Annotated in this window: 20 protein-coding genes; 8 read left to right on the forward strand and 12 right to left on the reverse strand. The window is 62.6% G+C overall.

What is annotated here, in order from left to right; translation table 11 throughout:
* Nucleotides 1-27: 27 nt before the first annotated feature.
* From NK8_RS22325 to NK8_RS22335, 3 genes are all read right to left on the reverse strand, one after another.
* Nucleotides 28-1086, reverse strand: a complete 1059-nt coding sequence (locus tag NK8_RS22325) for a 3-keto-5-aminohexanoate cleavage protein (protein WP_213231494.1) — start codon at nucleotides 1084-1086, stop codon at nucleotides 28-30.
* Nucleotides 1087-1198: 112 nt separating this feature from the next.
* Entirely contained in the window at nucleotides 1199-2551 is a 1353-nt protein-coding gene (locus NK8_RS22330) for an MFS transporter (RefSeq protein ID WP_225936382.1), read from the reverse strand.
* A gap of 203 nt (nucleotides 2552-2754) precedes the next feature.
* Entirely contained in the window at nucleotides 2755-3564 is an 810-nt protein-coding gene (locus tag NK8_RS22335; protein ID WP_162068923.1) for a GntR family transcriptional regulator, read from the reverse strand.
* 159 nt (nucleotides 3565-3723) lie between these two features.
* Here NK8_RS22335 and NK8_RS22340 point away from each other — a divergent pair, with 159 nt between their 5' ends.
* A complete protein-coding gene (locus tag NK8_RS22340) occupies nucleotides 3724-4746 on the forward strand; it encodes an AraC family transcriptional regulator (RefSeq protein WP_213231172.1) in 1023 nt (340 codons plus the stop codon).
* Nucleotides 4747-4754: 8 nt separating this feature from the next.
* On the opposite strand, the gene NK8_RS22345 is transcribed toward NK8_RS22340, so the two are convergent.
* Genes NK8_RS22345 through NK8_RS22355 form a run of 3 tightly spaced genes read right to left on the reverse strand, consistent with a single transcriptional unit; the run spans nucleotide 4755 to nucleotide 8249 of the window.
* Nucleotides 4755-5963 (reverse strand): CaiB/BaiF CoA-transferase family protein, encoded by a 1209-nt coding sequence (locus tag NK8_RS22345; protein ID WP_213231174.1) that lies wholly within the window; start codon nucleotides 5961-5963, stop codon nucleotides 4755-4757.
* A 57-nt stretch (nucleotides 5964-6020) separates the two neighbouring features.
* The gene (locus tag NK8_RS22350; protein ID WP_213231176.1) at nucleotides 6021-7370 is read right to left on the reverse strand and encodes an MFS transporter; all 1350 of its coding nucleotides are present in this window, start codon (nucleotides 7368-7370) and stop codon (nucleotides 6021-6023) included.
* A gap of 36 nt (nucleotides 7371-7406) precedes the next feature.
* Complete coding sequence (locus tag NK8_RS22355; RefSeq protein ID WP_213231178.1) at nucleotides 7407-8249, reverse strand: TauD/TfdA family dioxygenase; 843 nt, start codon at nucleotides 8247-8249, stop codon at nucleotides 7407-7409.
* A gap of 261 nt (nucleotides 8250-8510) precedes the next feature.
* Here NK8_RS22355 and NK8_RS22360 point away from each other — a divergent pair, with 261 nt between their 5' ends.
* The 5 genes from NK8_RS22360 (at nucleotide 8511) to NK8_RS22380 (ending at nucleotide 13791) form a co-directional block, all read left to right on the forward strand.
* Nucleotides 8511-9698: an acetyl-CoA C-acyltransferase family protein gene (locus NK8_RS22360; RefSeq protein ID WP_162068928.1), complete on the forward strand. Its 1188-nt coding sequence runs from the start codon at nucleotides 8511-8513 to the stop codon at nucleotides 9696-9698.
* 224 nt (nucleotides 9699-9922) lie between these two features.
* Nucleotides 9923-11014, forward strand: coding sequence for a porin (locus tag NK8_RS22365; protein WP_225936383.1), 1092 nt, complete (start codon nucleotides 9923-9925; stop codon nucleotides 11012-11014).
* A 55-nt stretch (nucleotides 11015-11069) separates the two neighbouring features.
* Nucleotides 11070-12041: a quinone oxidoreductase gene (locus NK8_RS22370; RefSeq protein ID WP_213231182.1), complete on the forward strand. Its 972-nt coding sequence runs from the start codon at nucleotides 11070-11072 to the stop codon at nucleotides 12039-12041.
* A gap of 8 nt (nucleotides 12042-12049) precedes the next feature.
* Entirely contained in the window at nucleotides 12050-12619 is a 570-nt protein-coding gene (locus NK8_RS22375) for an alpha/beta hydrolase (protein WP_213231498.1), read from the forward strand.
* A gap of 113 nt (nucleotides 12620-12732) precedes the next feature.
* Nucleotides 12733-13791, forward strand: a complete 1059-nt coding sequence (locus NK8_RS22380; protein WP_162068931.1) for a 3-keto-5-aminohexanoate cleavage protein — start codon at nucleotides 12733-12735, stop codon at nucleotides 13789-13791.
* Between the two features lie 108 nt (nucleotides 13792-13899).
* On the opposite strand, the gene NK8_RS22385 is transcribed toward NK8_RS22380, so the two are convergent.
* From NK8_RS22385 to glaH, 3 genes are all read right to left on the reverse strand, one after another.
* A complete protein-coding gene (locus tag NK8_RS22385; RefSeq protein ID WP_213231501.1) occupies nucleotides 13900-14742 on the reverse strand; it encodes a TauD/TfdA family dioxygenase in 843 nt (280 codons plus the stop codon).
* Between the two features lie 246 nt (nucleotides 14743-14988).
* Nucleotides 14989-16239 (reverse strand): L-2-hydroxyglutarate oxidase, encoded by a 1251-nt coding sequence (gene lhgO / locus NK8_RS22395; RefSeq protein ID WP_213231184.1) that lies wholly within the window; start codon nucleotides 16237-16239, stop codon nucleotides 14989-14991.
* A complete protein-coding gene (gene glaH / locus NK8_RS22400; protein WP_213231185.1) occupies nucleotides 16236-17156 on the reverse strand; it encodes a glutarate dioxygenase GlaH in 921 nt (306 codons plus the stop codon). The genes lhgO and glaH overlap by 4 nt, the downstream gene beginning before the upstream one ends.
* A 110-nt stretch (nucleotides 17157-17266) precedes the next feature.
* Between glaH and NK8_RS22405 the strand changes: the two genes are divergently transcribed.
* Complete coding sequence (locus NK8_RS22405) at nucleotides 17267-18154, forward strand: LysR family transcriptional regulator (protein ID WP_301549889.1); 888 nt, start codon at nucleotides 17267-17269, stop codon at nucleotides 18152-18154.
* Nucleotides 18155-18244: 90 nt separating this feature from the next.
* Entirely contained in the window at nucleotides 18245-18814 is a 570-nt protein-coding gene (locus NK8_RS22410) for a sugar O-acetyltransferase (protein WP_213231189.1), read from the forward strand.
* Here NK8_RS22410 and NK8_RS22415 read toward each other — a convergent pair.
* The 3 genes from NK8_RS22415 to pepE all read right to left on the reverse strand — a co-directional run bounded on the left by NK8_RS22415 (nucleotide 18805) and on the right by pepE (nucleotide 21797).
* Entirely contained in the window at nucleotides 18805-19770 is a 966-nt protein-coding gene (locus NK8_RS22415; RefSeq protein WP_213231190.1) for a DUF1177 domain-containing protein, read from the reverse strand. The genes NK8_RS22410 and NK8_RS22415 overlap by 10 nt on opposite strands.
* A 64-nt stretch (nucleotides 19771-19834) precedes the next feature.
* Nucleotides 19835-20989, reverse strand: a complete 1155-nt coding sequence (locus tag NK8_RS22420) for a porin (protein ID WP_213231191.1) — start codon at nucleotides 20987-20989, stop codon at nucleotides 19835-19837.
* A 52-nt stretch (nucleotides 20990-21041) separates the two neighbouring features.
* The gene (pepE, locus tag NK8_RS22425; RefSeq protein ID WP_162068938.1) at nucleotides 21042-21797 is read right to left on the reverse strand and encodes a dipeptidase PepE; all 756 of its coding nucleotides are present in this window, start codon (nucleotides 21795-21797) and stop codon (nucleotides 21042-21044) included.
* Between the last annotated feature and the right edge of the window lie 17 nt (nucleotides 21798-21814).

Raw genomic sequence — 21814 nt, forward strand, 5'->3', positions numbered from 1 at the left:
GGCGCCGGACCTGCGATTCGAGAGACTTCAGACCGGCTTCCTCAGAAAGCCCTGGTTGGCGCCATTGCGGTTGGGCGCGAAGCCGTTGGCCTGAAGCGTCTCGTCCGCGGTTTCGTAAAAGACGCCGATCTGCATGATCTCTCTTGCCTGCTGCGCCGTTGCGATGGGACGGCCGAACTCGCCGGCGATCCGCACGAGTTGCCTGATCTGTTCGACAGAGCTCATCTTGCCCGTGCGGGTCTGATTCCATAGCACGTCCTCGATGCCGCATCGCACATGCAGGCCCAAAGCGATTCCGATCATATTCACCGGCAATACGTTCAGCACCGAACTTTCCACCGTTATCACGGCGCCGTCGGGTGCGGCCCGCAGGAAGTTTGCCAGGTTGTAGATATTCGCCTGATCCATCCCGCCGCTGATGGCGACCCAGTTCATCACCAGCGGACCTTTGTAGACGCCCCGCCGAATCATCCGCTCGATGGTTTCGAAGCTATTGATGTTGTAGCACTGAAACTCGCTCTGGATTCCGGCTGCCGTCAGACGCCGGATGTGCTCTTCGACCCAGCTCGGATTCGATGGCACGATCATGTCCTTGTACGTCGCGTACAGATGCGGAAATCCGCGCGACACGCCCTTGAAGTCATCCAGGCCAGCGTGCTCCGTCACATTCATTTGCGTGGTGTTGACGGTCACGGTCACCTGGTCGGGCTTCGGATCGAGCTCGGCCAGCATGTGTCGTGTGTCGTCGCTCAGCCATTTGGCTTCCTCACCCTCGGATTCGGGAGCGAAGCTGATCGAGCCGCCGACCTGAATGATCATTTCGGGCACGCGGGCCCGCACTCCGGCAATCAGTTCGTTGAACATGGAGAGCCGCTTGCTGCCGCGGCCATCGGGTTCGCGCACATGCAGATGCAGCACGGTGGCGCCTGCTTCATAGCAATCGACGGCCTTCTGAATCTGGTCTTCCATCGTGACCGGGATGTCTTCCGGGAAATCGGAAGGAATCCAGCCTGGCGCGTAGGGAGCGGCGGTAATGATCAGGGGTTGTTGATTCTCGGGGTAAAGGTGACCGTCAAGGAAATTCATGGTGGTGGATGTATGAATCGAAAGTTTGAAGTGGAGAGCGTTCAAGGAGAAGCCCCGGAATGCTGATTCGAAGCGTGTCGTAACTCGAATACGGATAACTAATTCATGTCCACTATTTGCTGTCACGCGACATTTCCGCCACGCTGCACCGCCTGCCGACGATAAACACGATGAACGGAAGAACAGCCAGAAGCGGAAGGCAATGCAGGGCAACCTTGAGGCCGACCGCGTCGGCAGCCGCGCCGGTGAGGAATGGGCCGGCCGCGAGACCCAGGATGTTGTTGAAGAGCGTAAGCGTTGCAAACACCGAGCCATGAATGGCGGATGACGTTGCGTTGGCAATGATCGGGCTGCATGTGCCAAACGAACTTGCGAGAAAGAACACGGCAAAGGCGAGTAGCACCAGTTGCAGGATGCCCTGTGGCACGAGGAACGCAATCGTCAGCAGCGTGCCGAGCGCGAGGCAGTAGGCAATCGCCATGTTCCATCGCTTGAGGGACGACCCTCCGCTGATCCGGTCCGTGATCACGCCGCACATGAGTTGGCCCACACCGCTGACCAGCACGAGGCCTGCCGCCGTCAACGCCGCCTGACTGACCGACATGCCCCAGTATCGATTCAGATAGCTCGGCAGCCACACGAAGAGCGTTCCCTGGATGAATACCTGCAGCGCACATCCGAGATACGCGCAGAACACCGATCGGCTCGGGAAGATGCCGGCGATGAGCGCGCGGAATGTCAGTCTGGCGGACCCATGTGCGACCGGCGCGGCATCTTCCGGATGCGCGCGTGCGAGCCTTTTTTCCGTCACGACGCAACAGTAGACGATGAGCAGCACGAACCCGAAGATCGCCATCACACCCATGGACCAGCGCCAGCCGAAGTGTGTCGCGACGATACCGGAAAGGGAGACGCCCAGCACCGAGCCGAATGCGGCTGCCGACGTGAAACCGCCGGTAATGCCGGAGCGCATGTGTTTCGGGAAAATGTTCACGAGTATCGCGATTCCGACGCTGCCATAAGCCGCCTCGCCAACGCCCACGAAGAAGCGCGCGATGAGCATCTCCTCGTAATTGCTCGCAATCGCGCATCCCAGGGTGGCGACGCTCCACAGCGCGACCATCACTGCGATGCTTTTCACCCGCCCCCAGCGGTCGGCGAAGATTGAGAACGGCAGCGTCAGGACACCGACCGTGAGCGGCACGACACTGCTGATTGAACCGAGGTGCGTGTCGGACATGTGCCACTGGACTTTCAGAATCGGAAAGAGGGCATTCAGCGCCTGTCTCGACATGTAGTCGGAAAGCAAAAGGCAGAACATCAGCGCGAAAACCACCCAGGCGTAGGGGCGGGAGGAAGCGCGGGTCGCGACGTTCAAGGCTGGCATTTCATTTGTGGTCGATAGACTCACTGGTGTCTCCTCTCGTGATTGACGAACTGCTTCACCACGATCGAAGACTATCACCGCATTTAATTTATGTCGACATTAAACGAGTTGGGGTTATACCTCATGCGTGTCGGGCATGGAGGAAGCATAGGCGATCCGACAGCTGGCGGAGCCGGAACTGTCGGGAGCAGTGAGGAGGGAGGGAATCTACGCCCGCCAGGCAGCGGGCATGCAGATGCGGCGAGGATGCCGCATGCGGAACTTGAAATGCTTTTAGTAGTTCAGTCCAGCGAGGCTACCGGCGCCTTCTTCTGTGACTTCCCGGCGCGGCGCGCTGATACGGGTGCAATCGCCTGAACCGCGGCATCGCGTGCCTCGTCGAGGCGCTGTGCAGCCAACGAAAGCAGCGTTTCGCCGTCGCGGCCGACGACGGCCTTGTGTAACGCGCGCCAGCGTTTGAGCGAAACGCGAATGGACTGCGGATCCGCCACCATGCTCAGCCTCAGATAGCGCAGCGTGCGAAGCGAAATGGATTGCAGAATATCCACCAGCAGCCGGTTGCGGCAGAGATCCACCGTCGCGAAGTTCAGCAGGAAGCTTTCCACCGCATAAGCGTCCGGAGATTCATCGGCCGCCTTGACGAGCCTCGGCAAGCGCTCGGACATGAGCGCTTCCAGTTCGGACGGGCTTTCGTTGGCGACCTGTTCCAGCATCGTCAGATAGAGCACGCTGCGTACGCGGAAAATGTCCCGAAGCTCGTTTTCGTCAGGCGCGGTGACGATCGCGCCTCGTCTCACCTGGAATTCGACCAGCCGGTCCCGCTCCAGGATGCGCAGCGCTTCGCGAACCGGGGCGCGGCTCACATGAAGCACCTCGCTGATGTCCTTTTCGAGCAGGCGCTGTCCCGACTTGAGCAGATCGAGCGTGATGACACCGGCCAGGCGGGCCGCGATCTGCTCTGCTATAGGTGCGGACGCATACCCCGAATCCTGCCCGCGGAGCACGGCGCGCTCGACAGCCAGCATCAATGGATTTTTGGGCGTCAGAAGCGCGGAGAGGTCGGGAAGATTCTGCGTTTTGAGTCGGGCCATGACGAGTCGGAGCGATCCGCGTCGATTTTTAACAGGCTGATTCTAGGACGCACCGTGTGTAATGTCGACAAAAATTTGACGAAGACCATAGTGGTTATTCCGTGCAGACGCCGCAGCGACTTTCCGATAGCTTTGCCGGTTGAATTTGACGATCTCGACATGGCTATCTTCGTTCGCAGCGCATCGCTGATCAAGTATTCCACCATCGCCCGTGCGGTCGGCATCGATCCGGTCTGCAAGGTGCGTGAAGCCGGGCTGGACCCTGTGTGTCTGAGCGCGCCTGATTTGCGCATTCCGGAGTCCGGGCTCGCGAGCGTGTTCGCGGAATCGGCGAGATCGTCGGAGCTTCGATCGCTCGGCGTGCGGATCGGGGAGGCGTGGCGGCTGTCGGACTTCGGCGCGGTGAGCCTCTATCTCCAGCATCAGCCGACGCTGCGCCATGTGCTCGAGCAGATCGAGCAGTATCGTCACATGCTGAGCGATTCGGTTTCGATTCGCGTGGCGGACTTCGGCGATATGTCGCTCGTGCATGTGATGCTGGTCACCGGTCGGCCCGATCCCGGGCGCGACATCGTCGAGCTGACTGTGGGTGCGGTTTTCAATCTCATCCGCGGCATTCTCGGCGCGCAGTGGAAGGCGCGCGGCGTGTATTTCGCGCATGCCGCGCCTGAGAGCATGCGGTTTCATCGGCCATTTCTGGGGCCGAATGTCGAATTCGATTCGGAGTTCGACGCCATCGCGCTCACGCGCGAGGAACTGGATCGGCCCAATCCGCTCGGCGATGCCACGCTCGCGCGCTACGCCAAAGAGCTGCTCGATTTGCGGTTACCCGCGCGACCTGCGTCGATAACGGACGAGGTGCGGCGCGCGCTCCATATCCTGCTGCCGCAAGGGCATGGCGCCATCGAACGCGTCGGACAACGCCTCGGCTTCGCGCCCCGCACGTTGCAGCGGCAACTGGAGCAGGCGGGCCAGAGCTTCTCCGCACTCGTCAACGAGGTGCGTGGCGAACTGGCGATGCGATATCTCGGCAATCGCCGCCATACGGTTTCGGATATCGCGATTCTCGTAGGCTTCTCCGAAGTCAGCGCGTTCTCGCGATGGTTCAGCGCGGAGTTCGGCAAACCGCCGACCCGCTGGAGAACGGACTACTTTGCGGACGACGTGCGGGAAACGCACTGACGCGCAGGTCACACGATTCCATCCGCTTCGAGTTGCGTGATCTGCTCGTCGCTCAATTCGAGCAGCGACTGAAGCACTTCACGCGTGCCTTCGCCCAGTGACGGCGGCGCGCGCCGCACCGGCGGACGCGCACCATCGAAGCGATACGGCGGCGAAAGCACCTGCATACTGCCGGTTTCCGGATGCGGCACGTTCGTGACGAGACCGGAACTCGTGGCCCGTTCGGACGACAACGCTTCATGCAGGCCGAGCACTTCTCCGCATGGAATGCTGGCCTTCTTCAGGCGCTCCAGCAAGACGGCGCGTGTGCGCCGCGCGAGTTCGCGATCGATCTCGGGCAATAGCGTCGACCGGTTTTGGGCCCGGGCGATGTTCGTGCGAAAGCGCTCGTCCTCGGCGAGGTCGGGTCGATCGATGACGTCGCGGCAGAACCGGACGAACTGCGCGTTGTTGCCCACAGTAATGACGAGCGCTCCGTCCTCCGCCTCGAAGACGCCATACGGCACGATCGACGGATGTGCATTGCCGTAGCGCAAAGGGTCTTCGCCCGTCATCAGCGCTTCGAGTCCGTAATACGACGTGATCATCAGCCCGCAATCGAACAGCGCCATTTCGATGTGCCGCCCGCGTCCCGTTTTCTGTCGTTCGAACAGCGCCGCGAGCACGGCCTGTGCCGCATACATGCCGGTGAACAGATCGACGGCGGCGACGCCGAATTTGAGCGGCGGCTGGCTGGCCTCGCCATTCAGTGCCATCAGCCCGGCTTCGCCCTGCACGAGCAGATCGTAGCCAGGACGTTGGGCTTCCGTACCGGTCGGATCGTAGCCCGAGATCGAGCAGTAGATGAGCGACGCATTGTCCTGCTTCAGTTGCGCGTACCCGAGCCCGAACTTGTCGGCGCCGCCCTGTTTGAAGTTTTGCACCACGACATCGCACTGTCGCGCGAGCGCTCGCGCGATGTCCTGTCCTTCGCTGGTTTGCAGGTCGATCGTGACCGAGCGCTTGTTGCGGTTCGCGCTGTTGAAATAGGACGTCCCCGACGAACCGGCGCGCAAGCCCCAGTCGCGCGTGTCGTCGCCGCGTTGCGGATGCTCCACCTTGATCACCTCCGCGCCGAGATCGCCGAGCACCATGCCGCACCACGGGCCTGCAAGCACGCGGGAAAGATCGAGAACGCGCACGCCGGCGAGCGGCAGCGCAGCAATATGATTCGACATCGAGATTCCTGATGGTGTGGAGAATGAAGCGGGACTTGCGTGGTTCATCGGGCATCGTCATTCGGTTTGCGGTTCGGGCACGCGGTCTTCGGCGACGGCGGGCGCCACGTCGCGCTCGGCTGCCGCGATGCGCTCGACATCCCGGTCATAGCTGCGCATGGCGACGACGAAGAACACCGCCGCCACCAGACTGAACAGCGGCGTGAGCGCGAGCGCGTGCTGCAGACCCCAGCGATCGGACAGGATGCCGGCCAGAAACGGACCGACCGCCAGCCCGAACATGTTCTGGAAGAGGGACAGCACGGCGGCACCCGTCGATCGCATGCCCGGATGAATGACGTCCATCGCAACGCCGGCCACCACGCCCACCGTGCAGTTCATGAAGAACGCGCCCACGACGATCCATCTGAACTGCACATCGCCCGTGTAATGTCCGCCGAATGCGGTAATGAAGATCACGGACGTCGTCACGCAAAGCACCGACAACGCGGGCAGCTTGTTGCGCGGCTTGCGTTGCGCCACGCGTCCCACCGCGATGCCCCAGAACGTGCAGCTCAGCGCGCCGATCAGCACGACCGCCGCCGCTGCTCCGGACGCAGTCTCCGCGGTCATGGCGTGATAACGGTTGAGATAGCTCGGCAGCCACGACCAGATGGCCGACACCGTGATCAGTTGCGCAGCCGCGCCCGCGCAGACGAACAGCAGGGTCGGCGTGCGCGCCAGCGTGCCGAAGATATGGCTGAGCGTTTCACCCAGCCGCTGCGGGGCGCGGCTGGTACCCGACGTCAGCGGCACGGAGTCGTAGTCGCGCACGCGCAGGTAGATGAGCGCGAGCACGAGCCCGGGCACGCCCACGACGCCGAACGCAGCCTTCCAGCCCCAGTGCGCCGCGATGATGCCGCCAAGGAACACGCCCAGCACCGAGCCCAGCGACGGCGCCGCGAAGAACGCGCCGAGCGCCGCGCTTCGCAAGCGCCGCGGAAACAACGTCGAGATGAGCGCCGCGCCGACCGAGCCGTAGCCGGTTTCGCCGAGGCCCACGACCGCGCGCGCGGCGAACAACTGGCCGTAGTTGCCAGTGAACATGCACGATATCGTCGCGAGGCTCCAGGCGATCGCCATCACGATGATGCTTTTCACGCGTCCCTTCCGGTCGGCGACGAGCGCGACAGGAATGCCGCCTGCCGCCACCACGATCGAGACGATCGACACGAGCGAGCCGAGTTGCTTGTCGCTGAGACCCCATTCGCTCTTGATGTGCGGGAAGAGCGAAACGATCACCTGTCGATCGATGAAGTCGAACAACATGAGCGCGAAGGTCATCGCGAAGGCAAACCACGCTTGCCGCCGGCCTGTGACGTAGCCGTCGTGCTGGCTGGCCGAAGGCGCATCGGGAATCACGTTCATGCTTGCTTGTCTCCTGGAATTTTTTTCGGACGGCGTTCAGAACGGCCGGTCTCCGCGAACGGTGGCGCGCTCCATGCGACGCGGCGCCGGCCAGTAATCGCTCACCGCGTAGTGCTGGGTCGCCATGTTGTCCCAGATCGCCACGCTATTGGGTTCCCAGCGAAAGCGCACCTGATACTCCGGAATGGCCGCCTGACTGATCAGATAGTTGAGCAGCAGGCTCGCGCCCGGCGTCTTGTCCTGTCCGAAGCGCACGTTCCCGGGCGTGTGATAGTTGATGAAGTGAGTCGAGAACGGCCCCACGTACAAGACCTTTTCGCCTGTCTCCGGGTGCGTGCGGACCACCGGATGATCCACCAGCGGGTTCTTCCTGACCAGTTCCTCGCGCTCCTCGGTCGTCAGGATCGCGCCGAACGAATGCTCGATGCCGTGCTTGGCGCGCAGGCCCGCGATCTTCGTCTTGATCTCTTCCGGCAGGCTGTTGTACGCCTCCACCATGTTCACCCAGATGGTGTCGCCGCCGACATTGGGACACGAGATGCAGCGCAATACTGCGGCTCTGGGCGGATTGGCGCGCCATGATGCATCGCTGTGATACGTGTTCTCGAAGTGATCGCGCTTCTCGCTCTTGTAGATCTCGATCAGGCCGGGATAGCCGGGCACCGTATTGGCGACGGGATGATCTTCGAGATCGCCGAAACAGCGCGCGAAGGCGACATGGTCGGCGCGCGAAATCTCCTGATCGCGAAAAAACAACACGCGATGTTTCAGCAGCAGCGCCTTGATCTCGGCGAACAAAGATTCGCTTCGGGCGATGTCCGCGACGTTCACATCCGTGAGTTCCGCACCGATCGAGCATGTAAGCGGTTTGATTCGCATGGTTGCGCTTTCCTTGAAATCATGAAGTCGGTGAAATCGTTACGGGTTCGATTCTGTTGACGACACGCTGCGCGCGCTTGACTGATCGCGTCACGGTTTGGCATTCGGGATGCGGGCCCGACGAGTTTCCGCGTATACCCGCAGTGTCAGCAAATGCCAAGCAGGTGGCTCGATTCGTCAAGTCCGCTGTCCGCGACAAAACTAGACTGGCTCGGTGGATTGCTTCATTCGGAAGCAATGGATGGTTTGGCGAGGACAGCAATGACGAGTACACGCGAAGTGGTGGTTCTGGGTGCGGCACGCTCTGCAATCGGAGCATTCGGCGGGTCGCTCGCCCATCTCGAGCCGGCGGAGCTAGCGGGCATCGTCATGAAAGAAGCGGTGACGCGCTCGGGCGTCGACCCGCAGGCGATCAACTACGTGACGGTCGGCAACACGATTCCCACCGAGGGCCGCTTCGCCTACGTGGCGCGCGTGGCGGCAGTGCGCGCCGGCCTGCCGATGCAATCGGTGGCGATGTCCGTGAACCGGCTGTGTTCCTCGGGGCTGCAAGGCATCGTCACGACCGCGCAGAACATCCTTCTCGGCGATTGCGACTATGGTGTCGGCGGAGGTGTCGAGGTGATGAGCCGCAGCGGACATCTTCTCGCCTCGATGCGCAACGGCACGCGCATGGGCGACGCCGTGCTCACCGACATGATGGTCGCGACGCTGACCGATCCGTTCGGCGTCGGGCACATGGGCGTGACGGCGGAGAACCTCGCGCGCAAGTGGAACATCACGCGCGAACAGCAGGATGCGCTCGCCGTGGAATCGCATCGCAGAGCGGCGCACGCGATTGCCGAGGGGCGCTTCAGATCGCAGATCGTCCCGATCGTGAAAGAGACGCGCAAGGGCGCGGTCGTGTTCGACACCGACGAACACGTCAAGCCCGCGACGACGATGGAGTCGCTCGCCAGGCTCACGCCTGCTTTCAGGAAGGACGGCACGGTGACCGCGGGGAACGCCTCCGGCATCAACGACGGCGCTGCGTTCTTCGTGCTCGCCGATGCAGCGGTCGCGATGGCTGCCGGACACAAGCCGATCGCGCGGCTCGTGTCGTACGCGGTCGCGGGCGTGTCCAACGAGATCATGGGCGAGGGCCCGATTCCCGCCACGAAACTGGCGCTCCGCAAAGGCGACCTGACCCTCGATCAGATGGACGTGATCGAAAGCAACGAAGCGTTCGCCGCGCAGGCGATCGCGGTCGAGCGAGGCCTCGAACTCGACCGGCAGAAGACCAATCCGAACGGCGGCGCGATCGCGCTGGGGCATCCGATCGGCTGTTCGGGCGCTTTTCTCGCCACCAAGGCGATCTACGAATTGCAGCGCATCGCGGGCCGATACGCACTCGTGACGATGTGCGTCGGCGGCGGTCAGGGCATCGCCGCCGTGTTCGAGCGGCTGTAAAATCGCGAACCTCGTATAATTGTTGTCGACTTTAATATTATTGGCTGATAGACTGAGTCCAAGCGTGAGGCTGCGTGTCCCCGCGCGTCGATTCTCGACGCCGCCGGGGCGCGAATGGGAATCGTGTTTGAACAGTCGAGCAGATCACATCAATAACGATTCGGTATGCATAATAAATAGCGAACGGAGACGAAATGAGGAAAGCACGACTTGCGATTTCTGTAATGGCACCATTGGCATGTGCGCCCGCATTCGCGCAAAGTTCGGTCACGCTATACGGAATCGTCGATACGGGCGTCGAATATCTTACGCACGCGACGCCGACCGGTGGATCGGTTGCGCGCATGCCGGTGATCGGCGGCGGCGACCTGCCTTCGCGGTGGGGCCTGAAGGGATCGGAAGACCTGGGCGGAGGACTGAAAGCGATCTTCACGCTGGAAAATGGCTTCTCCCTCTCCAACGGCGCGCTGCAGCAAGCCAGTCGTCTGTTCGGGCGTCAGGCCTATGTCGGGCTGAAGAACGGCTGGGGACAGCTTACCTTCGGGCGCCAGTACAGCATGCAGACATGGGCGATGACCGATGCGAACATCGTCGGTCCCGCCGGCATCGGGAGTCTGGGTTCGCTCGACAGCGCGTTGCTGGCCGACCGGTTCGATAACGCCGTCGCCTATATGGGCACGTTCTACGGCTTCACCCTCGGCGCAAGCTATTCATTCGGCCGCGATGCATCGACGGCCGGCAATTGCGGCGGTCAGGTTGCAGGCGACTTCGTGGCCTGCCGCGGCCTGTCCGCCATGATCAAGTACGACGCTAGCAACTGGGGCGTCGCGACCTCCTTCGAAGAGCTGAGAGGCGGGCAGGGCTCCGCGCCGAATACGGTCGTGCCGGGCGCGCCCGGTGTCGCGTTCACGAACTCGGGCGATACCGATCGCCGCTATCAGGTGAACGGTCATCTCACCGTCGGACCGGTGCGCTTGGGCATGGGCTGGATACATCGTCTCCTTCACGGCGACGTGCGCTCGGTCAAGACGGATGTCGAATACCTCGGCGCATCCGTTCTCTATGGCGCGTGGCAGTTCGACGCCCAGCTTTCGCACATCGGCAATGCCGCCGCCGACGCCGATGGCACGCTCGGCATGCTCAGGGCGAACTACTTCCTGAGCAAGCGCACGTCGGTGTACGGCGTCGCGGGGTATATGAAAAATCATGGCAAGGGCGCGATCTACTCGGTATCGGCGGGCACCGCTGTTCCCGCCGCTCCGTTCGGCGGCTCGAATCAGATGGGCTTCGAACTCGGCATTCGTCAGATGTTCTGACGATCCCGACAGCGCTTCGCACCATCCCGGAATCATTCACCAAGGAACGTTGAACATGGCAAAAGCGATTCGCTTTGATGAAATCGGTGGCCCCGAAGTCCTCCGCCTCGAAACCGTTGCGGTCGGCGAACCCGGCCCTGGCGAGGCGCGCGTGCGTCACACCTTCGTGGCGGTCAATTTCATCGACATCTATTTCCGCACGGGGCAATATCCGCTTGCGCTGCCCAATGGCCTCGGCTCCGATGCAGTAGGCGTGGTCGAAGCCATCGGCGAAGGCGTCGAAGATATCAAGGTGGGCGACCGCGTCGGCTATCTGCTCGGGCCGCAGGGCGCCTACTCGGACGTTCGCGTGATGCCCGCGGATGTGCTGATTCCCTTGCCCGATGGCATCAGCGACAAGACGGCCGCGACGCTGATCATGAAAGGTATGACCGCGCAGTACCTGTTTCGCCAGGTCTACCCGCTCAAGGGCCACGAAACCATCCTGTATCACGCTGCCGCGGGCGGAGTCGGACTCATCGCCTGTCAGTGGGCGCGCGCGTTGGGCGTCACGATGATCGGCACGGTCAGCTCGGATGCGAAGGCCGAAGCGGCAAAGGCGAATGGCTGCACGCATACCATCGTGACGTCGCGGGAAAACATCGCCGAGCGCGTGCGCGAGCTTACCGATGGCAAGGGCGTCGAAGTGGTGTTCGACTCGGTGGGCAAGGACACGCTGGAAGCGTCGCTGGACAGCCTGCAGGTGCGCGGGACATTGGTCAGCAACGGCACGTCGTCCGGTTCCGTGCAGATCGACACGCGCGTACTGGCTCGCAAGGGATCGCTCTGGGTGACGCGGCCGGCGATGGTGCATTACGCGACGCCGCGCTCGCACATGCTGTCGATGGCTCGCGAGCTTTTCGATCTCGTGCTGGCCGGGAAGATCAAGAGCGAGCCGGGGCAGATGTTCGCGCTCGATCAAGCCGCCGACGCGCATCGCGCGCTCGAATCGCGCAAGACGGTGGGTTCCACGGTGCTCGTGCCGTGACGGAGAAGATCAATATCACCTCTGCGACCGTGCTCATCGTGCCGGGCTTGCGCGAACACGTGGCGGATCATTGGCAGACGCTGCTCGCGCAGAAGCTGCCGCGCGTGCGAAGCGTCGCGCCGCTCGAGCATGACAAGCTCAGTTGCGCTGCACGCGTCGCTGCGATCGATCGCGCACTGGCATCGATCGAAGGTCCGGTCATCGTCGTCGCGCACAGTGCGGGCGTGATGATGCTCGCGCATTGGGCGAAGCGCTGCGCCACGCACGCGATTCACGGTGCATTGCTCGCTGCGCCCGCTGATCTCGAAACGCCCATGCCGCCCGGCTATCCGACGATCGACGCACTGGGCGAACACGGATGGCTGCCGGTTCCGCGCGGCGTGCTGCCATTTCCGAGCATCGTCGCGGCGAGCAGCAACGACCCTTTGACGCGGCTGGATCGCGCCCGTGAATTCGCGCGGTCGTGGGCAAGCCGCTTCGTCGAACTCGGCGATGTCGGTCATCTGAATCCGGCGTCGGGTCATGGCGAATGGCCCATGGCCGGCGAACTCATCGGCCAGCTTGCCGCGCCGCGCTAGCGTCACGCGCTGCGCCGCATCGTCCACGTCCGCTCACCACGGCGGACGCAATCAACGCCTCTGCGCGCCGTCTGCCTGCCGCAAGCAAATCTGCCTCTAATTTGGAAATCAACATGAATTTTCTTGACGGTCATCTCTTTCCCGAGAACCAGCAACCGCTGATCATCACGGCCGCGCCGTACGCGCCCGGATGGTTGCCCGGTGACTTCCCCGAAGACATTCCGGTCACGATGGAAGATCAGATCCAGAAAGCGGTGGACTGCTACAACGCGGGCGCCACCGTATTGCATCTGCACGTGCGCGAGCTGGATGGCAAGGGCAGCAAGCGCCTGTCCATGTTCAATCAGCTCATCGCAGGCGTGCGCAAGGCGGTGCCGGAGATGATCATCCAGGTCGGCGGTTCGATTTCGTTCGCTCCCGAGGACGAAGGGCAGGCTGCCAAATGGCTGTCGGACGATACGCGCCACATGCTGGCCGAACTCGAACCGAAGCCGGATCAGGTGACCGTGACGGTGAACACGTCCCAGATGAACGTCACCGATCAGGCGGAAGACGCGGACTTCAAGGGCACGTCGCGCGAGCAGCCCGCGCTGTTCAATGCCTACAAGGAAATGACCGTTCCCGCGCAGCCCGGATGGGTCGAGGAACACGTGCGGCGTCTGACGGCCAAGGGCATTCAGAGCGCCTTCCAGTGCTACAACCTCAACAGTTTCGAATCGGTCGAACGCCTGATGCGACGCGGCTTCTACAAGGGCCCGCTGGTGATGAACTGGGTCGCGATAGCCGGCGGCATGGATACGCCGAACGTCTACAGCCTCGCCAACTTCATTCGCGCCGTGCCCGATGGCGCGGTGGTCACGGTGGAAAGCAACGTGCGCAACGTGCTGCCGGTGAACATGTGGGGCATTTCCATGGGTCTGCATGTGCGCTGCGGCACGGAAGACTGTCTTTGGAACCAGTCGCGCACGGAGAAGATCAGCACCGTGAAGCAGATCGAGCAACTGGTGCGTATGTCACGGGAATTCGGACGCGAGATCGCGACGGCGCGGCAGGCGCGCGAGATCTCGCGCATCGGCGTGTTCTACGACACCGTTGAGGAATCCCTGCAAGCCAACGGCTTCGCGCCGAATCGCAATGGCGGCAATCAGGGTTTTCTGCGCAAGACCGCCTGACGCCGCGAGCGCAGTAAAAAGAACACGGCCAGCGATATCCGATGAATGAACCGGATACGCTGGCCGTGCTGCTGTTCAGGACGCGTCGAGGCGACGCGTCGCGATGCTTCAGTAAGGCTTGTCACCGATGATGCCTGCGCGTTCCATCTTGCGCGGGGCCGGCCAGTAGTCCATGACCGCGTAGTGCTGCGTCGAGCGATTGTCCCAGACCGCGATGCTGTTCGGTTTCCATCTGAAACGCACCTGATACTCGGGGATCAGCGCCTGGCTTTGCAGATAGTTGAGCAGAAGGCTCGCGCCCGGCGTCTTGTCGAGGCCGTAGCGGACATTCTCGGGCGTATGGAAGTTGACGAAGTGCGTCGTGAAGCTTCCCACGTAGAGGACTTTCTCGCCGGTTTCCGGGTGCGTGCGGACGACGGGATGCTCCACGTCCGGATTCTGCGCAGCGAGCTTTCTGCGCTCCTCGGGATCCATCGCCGCACCGAACGAATGCTCGATGCTGCTTTTCGCCCGAAGGCCCGCGATGCGGCGCTTGATCTCTTCCGGCAACTGCTTGTAGGCCTCGACCATATTGACCCAGATCGTGTCGCCGCCGGTTTCGGGGCACTCGATGCAGCGAAGCACCGCGCCCATGGAAGGCTCCGGCCGCCACAAACCGTCGGTGTGAAAGTTGTTTTCGTAGGGGTTTTTCGCATCCGATCGATAAATCCGCACGAGCCCGGGATGTTCCGGATCGCTTCCCGCAACCGGATGATCTTCGAGATCACCGAACTTGCGGGCGAACGCGACATGTTCCTCGCGGGAGATGTTCTGGTCGCGGAAGAAGAGCACGCGGTGCTGCAGCAACAGTGCCTTGATCTCCGCAAACAAGGACGCATCGCGCGATGCGTCGCCCAGATTGACGCCTGACAGTTCAGCGCCAATGCAGGCGGTGAGCTTTTCAATCTTGATCATCTGCATGTCTCCTGATTCTCTTCATTGTCCGGTAGCCTCCATCATAGGCGCTCGATTTATTCATGTCGACATAAATAAAATTACGACGCGCAAGGCCTACGCAGCCACGCGCTCCAGCGCGATGGCGATGCCCTGTCCGACGCCGATGCACATCGTGCAAAGCGCGTAGCGTGCGCCGGATCGCGAACGGCGTCGCAAATGAACATGTCTTTCATGAGTTTCCTCGTATTGACCGCTTTAACGTCACGCAGCCACTGCGGACTGCGGCGCGAAATCGAATGCGTTGGCGAAAGCGTCGACGAGATATTCGCCGATGGGCAGCGCCGAAGTCGCGGCAGGAGATGGGGCATTGCAGACATGCAGGCTTCGCTTCGATGGACGAATCAGGAAGTCATGAATCAATGCGCCGCTCGATGACACGGCCTGCGCGCGAACGCCCGCGGGGTAGGGTTCGAGGTCCTCGAGCGCGAGCTCGGGACAATACTTGCGGCACAGCGCGAGATAGCCGCTTTTCCAGAGCGAATTGCGCATCTCCGAGATGCCCGACGGACCGTAGGTCCTGAGCATCTTCCAGAATCCGCCGAAGGACGCCATCTCGGCGAGATCGGAGACGTCGATGTCGCGCCAGCGATAGCCTTCGCGCGCCATCGCGAGCACCGCGTTCGGGCCCACGGTCACGTAGCCGCCGATCATGCGCGTCAGGTGCACGCCGAGGAACGGCAGCGCGGGGTCCGGCACCGGATAGACGAGATGCCGCACGATATCGTTCTTCGATGCGGGCAGCCGGTAGTACTCGCCACGAAACGGCACGATACGGAAGTCGACGTCGAGCTTGCACATGCGCGCGAGGCGATCGGCCATGAGGCCCGCGCAGACGATCGCGTGCTTCGCGCGAAAGCGTCCGCTTGCGGTCGTCACGACGACGCCATCGTCGTCCTCGCTCATGCCGACGACCCGTTGCCCGAGCATGATCTCGGCGCCGTTCTCCTGCGCGACCCGCGCCATGGCGCGGGTCATGGCGGGATAGTCGGCGATACCGCTCGACGCGACGCGTATCGCCGCTTCGCCGACGATGCGCGGCTCTTCGCGCGTCAGTTCGTTCTGGTCGAGCCATTGCGGCTGCAACTGATTCTGGCGGCATCGTTCGAACAGATCCTTGAGCCGTTCGACTTCGATCCGGTTCGTCGCGACGATGAGCTTGCCGCACTGCTCGAAGCGGATGCCGTGGCGGCGTGAAAACGCATAGGTGGCGGCGGCGCCACGGCGGCAGAACTCCGCCTTCAGGCTGCCGGGCGCGTAGTAGACGCCCGCGTGGATCACGCCGCTGTTGTGGCCGGACTGATGCACGGCGAGCGCGTCTTCCTTTTCGAGCACGATCACCTTGAGCGCGGGATAGCGCTGCGTGAGCTGCATCGCGGTGGACGCGCCGATGATGCCGCCGCCGATCACGATCACGTCCGCATCGGCATCGCGGAAGGAAACGTGGGCGCTCATTGGGCGAAGGTCCCGCGCTGGCGCATCAATTCACGATGCAGTTGCGGATGCTTCTCGAACGGCGCGCGTCCATGCAGCCAGAAATAGTTATTGGCGACGATCAGCTCGCCCACCGGCAACGAGATTTCGCGGGTCGCGCATGACGTTTCCATCGAGTTCGACATGGCGTGCAGGAAGCGCGCCTCGGCGAGCGTGCGCGGCTGCACGAACTGGTCGATGAAGGCCATCGACAGACCGAATTCCGAATGGAAGAACAGCGGGCGCTCGACCGCGGCGCTGACGTTCTTCGAGCCGGGCGCCTTGTAGACGAACGGCAGCGCGCCCATCGGATCGAGCGCGAACTGGTCGCGTTCGGTCCAGTCGTCGAGATGCATGAGACGCGACTCGCCGCCGCGCGCGTTGGTTTCGTCGAACTTCATCATGAGCAGCCAGTGCGTCTCTTCCTCGACGTAGGTGCCGTCCGTGTGCAGCGAGAACAGGCGGTAGGCCTGGCGCAGGTAGGAATCGCTCGAGTCAGTGTCTTTAACGAGGAAGCGGGCGTAGTAGGTTCCCGACATCGCGTCGTGATTGCCCGGTCCGAGCAGATGCGCGACGGCCGTGCCGAAGCGGACGAAATCGTCGCTATCGGACGTCACGCCTTGCACGCCGGTCGTGAATCCACCGCTCGAGCGATCGCGCGCGATCTGCGTGAGCGTCGAGCCGAGCGCGCCACCGAACGCGCGGTCCAGTTCGTGCGCCAGCATGAAGCGCATGAAGGGCACGTATTGCAGGTTCTGTACATCGACATCCTTCACGGCCTCGAAAAAGCGCGTGAGCCTGTCCTCGTCGAGTTCGATGCGGCGCAGGCGAGCGTGCTGCGGATGGGCGTGAATGCGGAAATGCGTCTGGACGACACTGACTTCGACGGGCGCGTTCATCGATTGCTCCATGTGATAGATGCCGCTATTTCACGTCGATCCTGTGTTCGGTTAAACTGCCAGAAACCTCATTTTTAATCCGAAAAAGCGATTAAATGGATAGCCGCCTGTTGAAAGCTTTCGTGGCGCTGGCCGAGGATCTTCACTTCGCGCGGACGGCGGATCGGCTGAATGTCGCGCAGTCCGTGCTCAGCGATCAGTTGAAGAAGCTCGAAACCGCGCTCGGCGTCAGGCTGCTGAACCGCAACAAGCGTTCGGCCGTCACCCTGACGGACGCCGGCGCGGCGTTTCTGCGGGAGGCGGTGCTCGCGCTTCGCCAGCTCGAACGCGCCGAGTCGGTCGGCAAGCTCGCGGCGCGAGGGGAAATCGGCAACGTTTCGCTGGGCTACATTGGTTCGGCCGTGTCCACGGGCCTGCTGCCGGCGGCGCTCAAGCGCTTTCGCGCGGATTGTCCTCATGTCGACATGGAGATCATGGCCATGGAGACGCCGCGGCAGCTCGAATGCCTGCATGACGGCCGGCTCGATGTCGGGTTTCTGCGCTCCAGATCGCGGTACCCGGACGGCGTCGCGGCGACCGTCGTGAAGCGCGAGCCGCTGATGATCGCGCTGGCGTCGAATCATCCGCTCGCCGCGTCCAGGATCGTGCGTCCGCAGGCATTGCGCGAGGCCGCGTTCATCGTTCCGCAATTCAGCGAGAGTGAAGGCTTCGCGGAGAACCTGTCGAGTCTCGGCCGGCTCGGCGGCTTCGACGCTTCGCCGCGCCATCGCGTCGCCGATTTCGTGACGGCGCTTTGCATGGCCGCTGCGGGCTACGGCGTCGTGCTGGTCCCGGAATCGATGAAGTCGCTCGCGCCGGCCGACGTCGCGTTCCTGCGGGTCGCGGGTTATCACGAGGAAGCGGAACTCGCTATTGCTTACAGGACGCGGGAGAATGCGCCATCGGTGAAGCGATTCGTCGAGATCACAGTGGCGCTGTTCGCGGGCGCTGGCGTCTGATGAATTCGGTGCGTGGCCTCAGTCCGAACGTTTGAACATTCGATGGGTCCGACGCGATGTACCCGGAGCGGGATGACTGGAGAGAGGATCATGAGCAGAACCGAGAAAGAAAAGATGCTCGCCGGAGAACTGTACACGGCGAACGCACCCGAAATTCAGGCCGATCAGGCAGCAGCCCGCGCGTGGATGGCGCGCTTCAACGGCGCCATCGACATGCCGCTCTCGGAGCGATACGAACTCCTGCAAGAGCGGCTCGCCGCGATTGGACCGGACTCCATGATCCGGCCGCCGTTTCATTGTGACTATGGTTACAACATCAGTCTGGGCGCCGGGGTGTTCCTCAATTACGGCTGCATCATCCTTGACGTCGTTCAGGTCGAGATCGGCGACATGACGCAGATTGCAACCGGCGTGCAGATTCTGACGGCCGATCATCCTCGCGACCCGGCCGTCCGCGCGGCAGGCCTGGAATTCGGGCGGCCCGTGCGGATCGGACGTAACGTGTGGATCGGCGCGGGCGCGATCATTCTGCCGGGCGTGACGATTGGCGACGACGCATTGATCGGCGCGGGCAGCATCGTCACGCGCGACGTGCCGGCGGGCGCCACTGCTGTCGGCAATCCTGCGCGCGTGCGTCCGGCCGCGAAAGATCACGCGTGAAGCGCTTTGCCACGTCCCTGAAACGCGGTCAGATCCGGGTACATGCTGCGAATTTTTTGCCACTCGCTGGCATCGAAGAATTCGCACGCACCACCGGTATAGCGTTTTGCGACTTCGGTCGTGAAGCGCACTGCTTCCGCAAGATCGACTTCGTGACTGGCGCTTGAATCGCTGCCGCCCACGACCGATCGCGCGGTGATCGCCACGCCGACCACGGGTTTGTCGGTGGCAACGTGCGGCTGCATGATGCTGTTGAAATGCGACAGCCCGTTGTCATAGGGCGTGATGTCCTGCAGCGAAATCGGGAACGTAACGGCCGGTTGGCCCGTCGTCGATTCCATGATCGCGACGAGATCGGGCGCCATGCGCAGGATGTAGCCCTGCATCGCGGTCGGCGACAGCGCGAAGCCACGATGCTTGACGATGCGGTTGCCCTTGGACGCGTCGAGCGACAGAATCGCGTCCATCTCGGCCGACACCTCGTATTCGTTCATCGTCGCCGAAGAGACGGGCATCCCCATGAACGGCACGCCGTTGTTCTCGCTCATGGGTGCGTCGGTCGACAGATGAGTCGTCACGATCACGTCGCCGGGCAGCGCGTCGCCGTTCGCTTTCATCTGCGCGAGCTTGAGCGCTACGGCAAGCACACCGATCGGGCCGTCCGCGTCCGATACCATGCCGAGCTTCGCCGGGCGCGCGCCGATCGCGCCATTCCTGCCGACGACGCCGAGCGTGCGGGCCTGGCCACCGGTCTTCTTGCCGTGCGTGCCCGGAATCACGATCGTGATGAAATCGGTGCTTTTCGCGGGATCGCCGGGCGGTTCGTTTTTGATGGACCTGACTTCGACCGTTACGCCGTGGCCGTTATAAGGCTCGAAAATCTCGGCGATGGTGTGACCAGTAACGGTGGCGCTATCGAGCGCGTCGAAGATGACGAGGGTCTGTTTCAAAGCCATGTGAAGTACCTCAATAGAGAGCCGATGCGGCGCGCATCGGGCCGCATCGATCGTTTGTTGGGAGTCAGAACAAATGCCGAAGGCCGAGCATCACGGAGAGCTGCTCGCTCCTGCCGTTGAGCGTGACGCCCTTGGCCGCCGAAGCATTCGTGGTCGTATTGCCGAACAGCCCGGACCATCCGCCACTCGTCCATTCGTAGGCGGTGGCCAGATAAACATCGGTGCGCTTGCTCAGGCTGTAGTCCGCAACGCCGTATGTGGTCGTGCGCGTGCCGTCGAAGCCGTCGGCGTGGGTGCGGTCCTGCATCCCGGCGACGGTGAAGAGCCAGCTCGGGGTAGCGCGGTAGCTTGCGCCGAGCGTGAAGAAATCGTCGCTGCGCCGCTGACTGAACACCGAATTGATCGCGACCGCCGCGGTCGGTGAGCCCGAGGCCATGCTGGTGATGGACGCCGTATCGGTGCCGCCGTTGGACGAATCGAAGCCCGCGTCGCGATTGCTGTGCAGGTAGTTCGCATACAGACTCGCATTGCCGATCGTCGCCTTGACACCGCCGAGATAGATGCGCGCACGACGGCTCTGCGTGTCGTTCGTCTGTTGCGCGTCACCGATCAGGGTAATCGGTCCGGACGCGTATTTGACGCCGAGCGACATCGACGAACGCGCGCGCGTTTCGCCGGCAATGCCGCCTGCCGCGTATTCCGCGATCACCTGCATCGGACCCCACGCGCCGGTGTAGCTGATCGCGTTGTCGTAGCGCTGGCCAACCAGATACACCTGCCACGAGTTGCTCGGTGCGGCGCCGACGCCCAGCGGATCGACGTAGTACAGCATGGTATTCGCGGTGGTGTACTGACGTCCGAGCGCGAGGTCGCCCCAGCGCTCACGGCCAAGCTTGACGAACGCCTGGCGTCCGAATAGCTGTCCTTGCTGATCCAGCTTGCCGGTATTCGCAAGAAAGCCGTTTTCGAGCGTGAAACCGGCCCGCCAGCCGTCGCCGAGCGCTTCGTCGCCTTTCAGCCCGAAGCGGCTGCCCGAGAGGAAGCCCTCGTTACCCTGCTGCAGCCCGATCGTCGAATCGCCGGACGGGTTAGTGTGCGTCTGATAGCTCAATGCAACGTCCATGACGCCGTACAGCGTCACGCTCGACTGTGCCTGCGCGCCAGCCGCGAAGCCCGTAAGCACGGCGAGCGCAATTATCTTTGTTTTCAATTTAGACATCCTAATCGTGAACGGCAAAAATTGCCGCCTCTGAAAGAAAGGCGGCGGACGATCAACGCCGCAACGTCGGCCACTGATCGATATCCGACGGACCCGTGATCGAGTTCAACGGGAAGGTCGCGTGTTCGCCCAACGTCTCGACCTGAGTCTTGCTGACGAAATGCAGCGCGCCGCGTTCGCCGAGGACCGTGCCGGTGGCGCCGTCGGACAGCAATGCGGAGCCTTCCGGCAGCGCGAATACCTGTTCCGGCGCATTGATGTCGAGGAACTCGGCAAGCCGTTCCTCACGGCTCTCGCCGTTGTGCCCGGCCGGCTTGCCGCTGATGAAATGCGGATTGATTTGAAACGGCACGAGGCCGAGTGCGCGCAGCGTCGGCGGCTGCACGATCGGCATATCGTTGGTGGTGCGGATCGTGGGGCACGCAACGTTGCTTCCCGCGCTCCATCCCATGTACGGGGTGCCCGCCGCGACTTTCGCGCGGATTGCATCGACAATGCCCGCGTCATACATGCGCTTGAGGAGCGCGAACGTATTGCCGCCACCGACGGCGATGGCCTGCGCACTCTCGACCGCGGCCAGCGGGTCCGCGCTGTGATGAATCGATTCGAGCGCGTAGCCGAGACCTTCGAACACTGGCTTGACGATTTGTTCGTAGCTGTCGAAGCTGAACGTCACGCCGGCGAACGGCACGAAGAGCACCTTGAGAGGTTCGCGCTGGAGGAGCGCGTGGATCTGCTCGGTGGCGTGCTCGAGATAACCGAGCTGGTCCTTTCGGGAGCTGCTCATCAGCAGGATGCGTTGGGTCATGGCGTATTCCTTGATCG

The sequence above is a fragment of the Caballeronia sp. NK8 genome, assembly GCF_018408855.1.
GTDB lineage: Bacteria > Pseudomonadota > Gammaproteobacteria > Burkholderiales > Burkholderiaceae > Caballeronia.

What these genes read in the sequence shown, in the direction of transcription:
- lhgO (WP_213231184.1), bottom strand. Translation starts at nt 16,239, where the DNA reads ATGAGCGCCCACGTTTCCTTCCGCGATGCCGATGCGGACGTGATCGTG.
- NK8_RS22380 (WP_162068931.1), top strand. Translation starts at nt 12,733, where the DNA reads ATGAATTTTCTTGACGGTCATCTCTTTCCCGAGAACCAGCAACCGCTG.
- NK8_RS22325 (WP_213231494.1), bottom strand. Translation starts at nt 1,086, where the DNA reads ATGAATTTCCTTGACGGTCACCTTTACCCCGAGAATCAACAACCCCTG.
- glaH (WP_213231185.1), bottom strand. Translation starts at nt 17,156, where the DNA reads ATGAACGCGCCCGTCGAAGTCAGTGTCGTCCAGACGCATTTCCGCATT.
- NK8_RS22340 (WP_213231172.1), top strand. Translation starts at nt 3,724, where the DNA reads ATGGCTATCTTCGTTCGCAGCGCATCGCTGATCAAGTATTCCACCATC.
- NK8_RS22420 (WP_213231191.1), bottom strand. Translation starts at nt 20,989, where the DNA reads ATGTCTAAATTGAAAACAAAGATAATTGCGCTCGCCGTGCTTACGGGC.
- NK8_RS22345 (WP_213231174.1), bottom strand. Translation starts at nt 5,963, where the DNA reads ATGTCGAATCATATTGCTGCGCTGCCGCTCGCCGGCGTGCGCGTTCTC.
- NK8_RS22355 (WP_213231178.1), bottom strand. Translation starts at nt 8,249, where the DNA reads ATGCGAATCAAACCGCTTACATGCTCGATCGGTGCGGAACTCACGGAT.
- pepE (WP_162068938.1), bottom strand. Translation starts at nt 21,797, where the DNA reads ATGACCCAACGCATCCTGCTGATGAGCAGCTCCCGAAAGGACCAGCTC.
- NK8_RS22360 (WP_162068928.1), top strand. Translation starts at nt 8,511, where the DNA reads ATGACGAGTACACGCGAAGTGGTGGTTCTGGGTGCGGCACGCTCTGCA.
- NK8_RS22350 (WP_213231176.1), bottom strand. Translation starts at nt 7,370, where the DNA reads ATGAACGTGATTCCCGATGCGCCTTCGGCCAGCCAGCACGACGGCTAC.
- NK8_RS22370 (WP_213231182.1), top strand. Translation starts at nt 11,070, where the DNA reads ATGGCAAAAGCGATTCGCTTTGATGAAATCGGTGGCCCCGAAGTCCTC.
- NK8_RS22415 (WP_213231190.1), bottom strand. Translation starts at nt 19,770, where the DNA reads ATGGCTTTGAAACAGACCCTCGTCATCTTCGACGCGCTCGATAGCGCC.
- NK8_RS22335 (WP_162068923.1), bottom strand. Translation starts at nt 3,564, where the DNA reads ATGGCCCGACTCAAAACGCAGAATCTTCCCGACCTCTCCGCGCTTCTG.
- NK8_RS22410 (WP_213231189.1), top strand. Translation starts at nt 18,245, where the DNA reads ATGAGCAGAACCGAGAAAGAAAAGATGCTCGCCGGAGAACTGTACACG.
- NK8_RS22365 (WP_225936383.1), top strand. Translation starts at nt 9,923, where the DNA reads ATGGCACCATTGGCATGTGCGCCCGCATTCGCGCAAAGTTCGGTCACG.